General features: G+C 70.6%; 10 protein-coding genes. 8 read left to right on the top strand and 2 right to left on the bottom strand.

Features of this window, described 5'->3' with window-relative positions:
* The 6 genes from VNM44_RS07795 to ribF form a co-directional block, all read left to right on the top strand.
* Window positions 1-236 (top strand): type II toxin-antitoxin system VapB family antitoxin (locus tag VNM44_RS07795; RefSeq protein ID WP_325624613.1); only part of this gene is annotated, 236 nt, incomplete at its 5' end.
* Complete coding sequence (gene vapC / locus VNM44_RS07790) at window positions 233-634, top strand: type II toxin-antitoxin system VapC family toxin (RefSeq protein WP_325624609.1); 402 nt, start codon at window positions 233-235, stop codon at window positions 632-634. The genes VNM44_RS07795 and vapC, both read left to right, overlap by 4 nt.
* Complete coding sequence (gene rbfA / locus VNM44_RS07785) at window positions 631-1011, top strand: 30S ribosome-binding factor RbfA (protein ID WP_325624606.1); 381 nt, start codon at window positions 631-633, stop codon at window positions 1009-1011. The genes vapC and rbfA overlap by 4 nt, the downstream gene beginning before the upstream one ends.
* Window positions 1001-1996: a DHH family phosphoesterase gene (locus tag VNM44_RS07780; RefSeq protein ID WP_325624604.1), complete on the top strand. Its 996-nt coding sequence runs from the start codon at window positions 1001-1003 to the stop codon at window positions 1994-1996. The genes rbfA and VNM44_RS07780 overlap by 11 nt, the downstream gene beginning before the upstream one ends.
* Window positions 1996-2664, top strand: a complete 669-nt coding sequence (locus VNM44_RS07775) for a hypothetical protein (RefSeq protein ID WP_325624601.1) — start codon at window positions 1996-1998, stop codon at window positions 2662-2664. Before VNM44_RS07780 ends, VNM44_RS07775 begins: the two co-directional genes overlap by 1 nt.
* Window positions 2661-3527, top strand: a complete 867-nt coding sequence (ribF, locus tag VNM44_RS07770) for a riboflavin biosynthesis protein RibF (protein WP_325624599.1) — start codon at window positions 2661-2663, stop codon at window positions 3525-3527. Before VNM44_RS07775 ends, ribF begins: the two co-directional genes overlap by 4 nt.
* On the opposite strand, the gene VNM44_RS07765 is transcribed toward ribF, so the two are convergent.
* Together VNM44_RS07765 and VNM44_RS07760 are read right to left on the bottom strand one after the other, a co-directional pair.
* Window positions 3524-4252 carry a class I SAM-dependent methyltransferase gene (locus tag VNM44_RS07765; RefSeq protein ID WP_325624597.1) on the bottom strand — a complete coding sequence of 243 codons (729 nt, stop codon included), beginning with the start codon at window positions 4250-4252 and terminating at the stop codon, window positions 3524-3526. The genes ribF and VNM44_RS07765 overlap by 4 nt on opposite strands.
* A 7-nt stretch (window positions 4253-4259) precedes the next feature.
* Entirely contained in the window at window positions 4260-4655 is a 396-nt protein-coding gene (locus VNM44_RS07760; protein WP_325624595.1) for a hypothetical protein, read from the bottom strand.
* 99 nt (window positions 4656-4754) lie between these two features.
* Here VNM44_RS07760 and rpsO point away from each other — a divergent pair, with 99 nt between their 5' ends.
* Window positions 4755-5024 carry a 30S ribosomal protein S15 gene (rpsO, locus tag VNM44_RS07755; protein ID WP_325624590.1) on the top strand — a complete coding sequence of 90 codons (270 nt, stop codon included), beginning with the start codon at window positions 4755-4757 and terminating at the stop codon, window positions 5022-5024.
* Window positions 5025-5147: 123 nt separating this feature from the next.
* Window positions 5148-7569, top strand: a 2422-nt coding sequence (locus VNM44_RS07750; RefSeq protein WP_325624586.1) for a polyribonucleotide nucleotidyltransferase, incomplete at its 3' end; no start/stop codon positions are given.

The following is a 7569-nucleotide window of genomic DNA, read 5'->3' as shown; positions in this document are numbered from 1 at the left end:
GTATCGGGGTGTACTATCGCGGAATGGGACGGACGAACGTCGTCGTCGACGACAGCCTCATCGAGCGGGTGATGCGCGTCTACGGGCTCAGGACGAAGCGGGAGGCGATCGACTTCGCCCTCCGTCGCACGCTTGCGGTCTCCGACGATCCACATGCGCGGGCGCTGGAGCTCGAAGGGACCGGCTGGGAGGGAGACCTCGACGTGATGCGCGACGACGCAGTCGAGCAGCTGTGATCGTCGTCGACACGTCGGCCTGGCTCGAGCTCCTGAGGGCGACGGGAAGCCCGGTGCACCGCCGCCTCCAGAGGGCCCTGCGGGAGAGCGAGGAGGTCGGCGTCACCGAGGTGGTGGTGGCCGAGATGCTCGCCGGCGCCCGCGACGAACGCCGCGCCGAGGAGTTGCGGAGCACGCTGCTCGGCTTCACGCTCCTCCCGCTCGACGGGCTCGACGCATTCGAGCGGGCGGCGGCCCTCTTTCGAGCTTGCCGTGCCGCGGGCGAGACACTTCGCGGGATCTCGGACTGCCTCGTCGCCGTCCCCGCTATCACGGCGGGCGCGCCCGTCCTCCATGCCAACCGGGACTTCGGCAAGCTGGCACGCCACAGCCCGCTCGAGGTGGTCTCGCTCCAATGAGCCGGCCCGAGCGGATGCGGCGGGTCGACGGGGCGATGAAGAAGGTCATCTCCGAGGCGATCCCGACGCTCAAGGACCCGCGGATCGGGTTCGTGACCGTCACGTCGGTCGAGACGTCGCGCGACCTCGACCACGCGAAGGTCTGGCTCAGCGTGTTCGGCTCGGAGAAGCAGCGTGAGCGGACGCTCGAGGCGCTCGCCGGTGCCGCGGGCGTGCTGCAGGCGACGGTCAATCGCGAGCTCAAGCTGCGGCGGACGCCGCACCTCGAGTTCGTCCACGACCGGGCGGTCGAACAGGGGGTGCGCATGACCCAGCTCATCGACGAGCTCGCGCCGCCCGAGGAGCAGCCACCCCTGGATGAGGCCGATGAGCGCTGACCTCGACGCGGTCGTCGACGCGCTGCGCGCGAACGACCGGTTCGTCGTGACCTCCCACGACAACCCGGACGGGGACGCGATCGGCTCGCTCCTCGCGACGCACCTCGCGCTCGAGGCGCTCGGCAAGGAGTCCGTGATGGTCCTCGGCGGCCCGGCGCCGCTGCCCGGCGAGTACCACTTCCTCGGCCTCGAGGAGCACGGGCTCGCGCGATCCGCCCCGCAGGACACGGCCGACCGGGTGCTCGTCGCCGTCGACTGCGCCCAGGAGAGCCGGATCGTCGAGCCGCGGCTCGTCGAAGAGGCACGCCTGACGGTCAACATCGACCACCATCACGACAACACCCGATTCGGCGACGTCGACCTCGTCGTCGCCGACGCGTCCTCCACGGCGGAGGTGCTCGCCGACGTGTTCGCGAAGCTGCCGGTCGCGTTGACGCCGCAGATTGCCGAGGCGCTGTACACAGCCGTGGTCACCGACACCGGCCGCTTCCAGTACTCGAACACCACTCCGAAGGCGCTCCGCCTCGCGTCGCAGCTCGTCGAAGCGGGAGCAAACGTGAGCAGGGTCTTCATCGAGGTCTACGAGTCGACGCCGTTCCCGAAGCTCAAGCTCCTGGCGCGAGCGCTCGAGCATGCGCGCGAGCTCGCCGGCGGACGAATCGTGGTCTCCGAGCTCCGTCGCGCGGACTTCGACGCGGCGGGCGCGGAGGAGCCGTACTCCGAGGGCATCATCGATCACCTGCGCGCGGTCGACGGCGCCGAGCTCGTCGCGCTCGTCCGCGAGCTGCCCGCCGGTTCGCCGACGGCGCGCAAGGGATCGCTCCGGTCGCACCCGGACGGCGTCGACGTCTCCGCGATCGCGCGGAGCTTCGGCGGCGGCGGCCATCGGCGCGCGGCCGGGTTCTCGACCGACCTCGGGATGGACGAGATCACCCGCCGGATCGTCGAGGCGTTCGAGGCCGCGAACGGCGATCCGTCGGCCTGATGGCGATCCCCAGGGCGCTCGACCCGACAGGCGTGGTCCTCGTCGACAAGCCCGCCGGACCGTCGTCGTTCCGGATCGTCGCCCGCGTCCGCTCCAGGACCGGCGCCAGGACAGGCCACGCCGGGACGCTCGACCCCTTCGCGACGGGCCTTCTGGTGCTTCTCTCGGGGCGGGCGACGGGCATGCAGGATCGCTTCATGAAGCTGGACAAGCGCTACCTCACCGAGATCGACCTGCGCGCGCGCACGACGACCGGCGACCCGGAAGGAGACCAGCTCGAGGAGCACGAGGCACCATCGCCGGGTGCGCTCGAGGAGGCCCTCGACGGGCTGCGCGGCGAGGTCGAGCTCCCCATCCCCGCCGTGTCGGCCGTGAAGATCGGCGGCGAGCGGGCGTACCGGCTGCACCGTCGCGGGGTCGCGGTCGAGATGCCGACACGACCGATGCGTGTCCACGAGCTCAGGCTGCTCGCGTACGAGGACGACGTCGCCCGACTCGACCTGCTCGTCGGGTCGGGAACGTACGTGCGCTCGATCGCAGACGCCCTGGGAGGCCACTGCGTCACCCTCCGACGGACCGAGATCGGCCCGTTCCACGTCGACGAGGCGGACGAGGCGCGGATCGTGCCGCTGGAGCACGCGCTGGCGCGCCTGGCGGAAGCCCCGTGAGAGTCGTCCACGCGCCGTCGCAGCTCGAGCGCCGGCCGCGCGCCGTGGCGATCGGGACATTCGACGGCGTCCACCGCGGGCACCGCTCCGTCCTCCAGTCGGCGATCGACTCGGGGCTCGAGCCGACCGTGATCACCCTCGACCCGCATCCGCGGATCGTGCTCGGGAACCGTGTCGACCTCATCTCGACGCTCGAGCGGCGGCTCGAGCTGCTCGCCGACGTGGGCGTCGCAGAGACGCTCGTCGCCGGCTTCACGCCCGAGTTCATGCGCCTCTCGCCGGAGGAGTTCGTCGGCACGTACCTCGCCGCGACCGGCACCGAGGCGGTCGCCGTCGGCGCCGACTTCCGCTTCGGCTCGCGGCGCGCCGGAAGCGTCGAGACGCTCGAGGAGCTGGGTCTCGAGGTGCTCGACGTGGAGGAGGTCGAGGGCGTCTCGTCCACGGCGATTCGCGACGCCGTCCGCGACGGCGACCTCGCGGGCGCCGCGGCGATGCTCGGCCGCCCGTTCGAACTCGACGGGACCGTCGTCGCGGGCGACCAGCGGGGCGGCACGCTCGGCTACCCGACCGCGAACATCGCGATGGATCCGCACCTTCTCTGCCCGCGGTACGGGATCTACGCCGGCGAGGCGCTCGGGCACCGCGCCGCCGTCTCGATCGGGACGAACCCCCACTACGGCGGCACCGAGCGACGCATCGAGCCGTTCCTGCTCGACTTCGACGGCGACCTCTACGGCAGGCGGCTCGTGGTCGAGCTGTGGGAGCGGCTCCGCGACGAGCGGGTGTTCGAGAGCGAAGACGCGCTGATCGCCCAGATCGGCCGCGACGTGGAGGCGACGCGCGCGGCCGCGAGGCCCGGCTAGCTCGGACGCCGGGCCACGAAGACCGTCTGCGACATGTCGTCTTCGCCGAGCTTGGCACGGTCGACGCTCGGCTCGAAGCCGGCCTGGTCGAGGAGATGCAGCCACGTGTGCTCGGGAAACAACCCCTCGACGTGGTGGTCGTGGACGACGCGCGGCTCCTGGCCCGGCTCGTGCAGGACGACGGCGTAGTCGACCTCGTACGTCGTGTCGCCCGGGTCGGGATCGGTCGACCACTCGAGGTAGCGCAGCGAGCGCCCGTCGGCGCCGTCATGGCCGCCGTGGGAGGTCCCCGCGGCGAACGTCTCCCGCGTGAAGTCGGGCACGAAGAGCGCGACGCCTCCCGGCCGCGTGTGCGCGAACGCGGTGCGGAGACAGTCGCGCAGGTCGTCCTCGGTCGCCATGTACGTGATCGCGTCGTGCACGAAGACGGCGTCGAAGGCGCGGCCGAGCCTGAGCGTCCGCATGTCGCCGAGGACGTGCTCGCACTCGGGGTTGAGGCGGCGGCTCAGGTCGAGCATCTGCGGCGAGACGTCCGACAGGGTGCACGCGAAGTCGGCCTTCAGGTGCGAGGCGTTGTTGCCTCCACCCGACCCGAGCTCGAGCAGCGTCGTCGCGTCCGGGAGCGCCCCGAGGATCAGGTCGCGGTACCTCCCCGCTTCGGCGGCGTAGTCCTCCGGCGCGGTCAGGAGGTGGAACCAGGTCGCGAGATCGCCGTAGAGGCGCACCGCAGGATTATCCCGTCCGCTCGAAGACGACGAGCGCCGCGTCCTCGAGCAGCCCGGCCGAGCGCGGATAGCGCGCGGCGTAGGCCGCCCGCGCGTCGGTGCCGACGTCGCCGGCGACAAGCGTCCCGGCGACCTCGACGGGGAGGCGACGCAGCAGCAGCGTCGCCTCTCGCGGCTCCGCGAAAGAGCGCCACCAGAGCTTGCGCCCCGGCTGCACGGCGATCGCGACGAGCCGGCCGTCGCCGAGCGTCGCGTAGCGCACGGGAATGCGGAACGTTCGCCCCGACCCGCGCCCCTCGTACGTCAGGACCGCGAACCTGCCGCTCAGGAGCCCGTGCGCCGGGGAGCGCAGCACGGCGCGAACGAGCGGATTGGCAAGCCGGAGGAGGCGGAGGGGCGGCACAACTCCAGGTACCATGCCGCCAGACCGCGATCGCGGCCGCCCGTGTCCTTCCTTCACGGCGTGCGGGGATCGCGGAGACGAATCCACGAGAGGAGACACATGGCTCTCACCAAGGAAGCCAAGCAGGAGCTCATCGACAAGCACGGGCAGAACGCGCAGGACACCGGCTCGACGGAGGTCCAGGTCGCGATGCTCACGCGGCGAATCAACGAGCTGACCGAGCACCTCCGGACGCATCCGAAGGACCACTACTCGAGGCGCGGCCTCCTGAAGCTGGTCGGCCGGCGCCGCCGGTTCCTGGACTACCTGCAGCGCAAGGACCTGGAGGGCTATCGCGCCCTCATCAAGGAGCTCGGTCTCCGCCGGTAAGGGCGGAACGAGCGAAGATGGGACGGAAGGTGGGCGTTTGATCGAGCTTCGCGCGGCGGGCGCGGAGCTGGCTCAAACCTCCACCTTCCGCCGAAGCGGAAGAGTGGAAGGAAAAGACAGGGAATGAGCACCATCAGCACCGGGCAACAGGCCACGGTGTCCGTCGACGTGGGCGCGAACGAGCTGCGCTTCGAGACGGGCAAGCTCGCAAAGCAGGCGGACGGCGCCGTCGTCGTCCGAAGCGGGGACACGATGATCCTCGCCACGGCCGTCGGGCGACAGGACACGCGCCCCGACGCCGACTTCTTCCCCTTGACGGTCGACGTCGAGGAGCGGATGTACGCCGCCGGGAAGATCCCCGGCGGCTTCTTCAAGCGCGAGGGCCGCGCCACCGAGCGCGCGACGCTCACCGCGCGGATGATCGACCGCCCGATCCGGCCGCTCTGGCCGAAGGGCTTCAAGAACGAGGTGCAGGTGATCTGCACCGTCCTCTCGGCCGACATGGTCGTGCCGCACGACATCCTCGCGATCAACGGCGCCTCCGCGGCGCTCGCCATCTCGCCGCTGCCGTTCCTCGGCCCGGTCGGCGCAGTGCGCATCGGCCGCATCGAGGGCGAGTTCGTCGTCAACCCGACCTACCAGCAGATGGACGAGTCCGCGCTCGACCTGATCGTCGTCGGCACGCGTGAGGCGCTGACCATGATCGAGGCCGGCGGCGACCAGGTGCCCGAGGAGACGATGCTCGAGGCGTTCGCGCTCGCGCACTCCGAGATCATTCGCATCTGCGACGCGATCGACGAGCTGGCCCGCGAGGTCGGCAAGGAGAAGTGGATCGACGTCGAGCTGAACGCCGAGCTCGACGCGCGGCACGGCGAGACCGTCTCCCGGCGCATCGCCGAGGTCGGGCTCCGCGAGGCCGTCTCTGTCGTCGACGAGCTGCTCGCCGCCGACGCGCCCGCGATCACGATGGACTCCGGCGAGAGCGACATCGTGCGGGAGATGCAGGTCCGCAACGGGCTGGGAATGCTGCTCGAGTCGAGGCGGCTCGCCGCGGTCGAGAGCACCGTCCGGGCACAGTTCGAGGACGAGCTCCGTGCCTTGACCGACGCCGAGCAGGACTCGAAGGAGCTCAAGTCGCGCAAGCGAGACATCCTCCTCGCGCGCATCCAGGACGAGCTGCAGCTCCCCTTCCCGAGCGGCGCGGAGGGCGAGGAGCCCGTCAAGGACGTCGTCACCAAGAGCTACGTGAAGAAGGCCGCCGACGCGATCTACAAGGACCTCGTCCGAAAGAAGATCGCCGTCGACAAGCGCCGGCCCGACGGGCGCGGCACGGAGGAGATCCGTCCCATCACGACCGAAGTCGGGATCTCGCCGCGGACGCACGGCTCCGCGCTCTTCACGCGCGGTCAGACGCAGATCCTCACGCTCTGCACGCTCGGCACCGCGAAGGAGCAGCAGCGGATCGACGACCTCTCGACCGAGCAGGAGCGCCGCTACATCCATCACTACAACTTCCCGCCCTACTCGGTCGGGGAGACGGGCTTCATGCGCGGCCCGAAGCGGCGTGACATCGGTCACGGGGCGCTCGCGCAGCGGGCGCTCGAGGCGGTCGTCCCGCCGGTCGAGGACTTCCCCTACACGATCCGGCTCGTCTCGGAAACGCTCGAGTCGAACGGCTCGTCGTCGATGGGGTCGGTGTGCGGCTCGACGATGTCCCTCATGCACGCCGGCGTGCCGATCGCCGCGCCCGTCTCGGGCATCGCGATGGGCCTCGTCAAGGAGGGCGACGACTACGTCATCCTCACCGACATCCAGGGCGCGGAGGACCACCTGGGCGACATGGACTTCAAGGTCGCCGGGACGGCCGAGGGCATCACTGCCCTCCAGATGGACATCAAGATCACCGGCGTCACGCAGGAGATCATGAGCTCCGCGCTCGAGCAGGCGAAGCGCGCGCGGGCGTTCATCCTCGACAAGATGCTCGAGACGATCTCCGAACCGCGCTCGGAGCTCGCGGGTCACGCGCCGCGGATCTCGTCGATCCAGATCAACCCGGACTTCATCGGGATGGTGATCGGCAAGGGAGGCGAGACGATCCGCTCGCTCGAGGCCGACTACGACGTCCAGATCGACATCGAGGAGGACGGCACGATCCTCGTCTACGCGACGGAGGGGACAAACGCCGACGCGGCGATCTCCGCCATCGCGGCGATGACGAAGGAGCCCGAGGTCGGCGACACCTACACCGGCCGCGTCGTCAAGACGACCGACTTCGGCGCGTTCGTCGAGCTGAAGAAGGGCACCGACGGCCTGCTCCACGTCTCGAACGTCGGCCCCGGCCGGGTCGCGCACATCGAGGACGTGATCTCCCGCGGCGACACGCTCGACGTCGTCGTCCAGGAGGTCGACAAGGAGCGGGGCCGGATCGGCCTCAAGCTGGTCGCGAAGCACGAGGACGGCGAGCTCGTCTCGCCCGACACGCTCGTCGAGCGGGCGAAGGACGCCCCGCCTCGCGAGCCGCGTCCTCCGCGTGAGGACCGCGGCC

Origin of the sequence: Gaiella sp., assembly GCF_035558935.1 — a bacterium.
In the GTDB taxonomy this organism is placed as follows: domain Bacteria; phylum Actinomycetota; class Thermoleophilia; order Gaiellales; family Gaiellaceae; genus Gaiella.
The sequence above is the reverse complement of the archived record's forward strand: the minus strand, read 5'-3'. Positions and strand labels throughout refer to the sequence as shown.

What these genes read in the sequence shown, in the direction of transcription:
- rbfA (WP_325624606.1), top strand. Translation starts at nt 631, where the DNA reads ATGAGCCGGCCCGAGCGGATGCGGCGGGTCGACGGGGCGATGAAGAAG.
- rpsO (WP_325624590.1), top strand. Translation starts at nt 4,755, where the DNA reads ATGGCTCTCACCAAGGAAGCCAAGCAGGAGCTCATCGACAAGCACGGG.
- VNM44_RS07780 (WP_325624604.1), top strand. Translation starts at nt 1,001, where the DNA reads ATGAGCGCTGACCTCGACGCGGTCGTCGACGCGCTGCGCGCGAACGAC.
- VNM44_RS07775 (WP_325624601.1), top strand. Translation starts at nt 1,996, where the DNA reads ATGGCGATCCCCAGGGCGCTCGACCCGACAGGCGTGGTCCTCGTCGAC.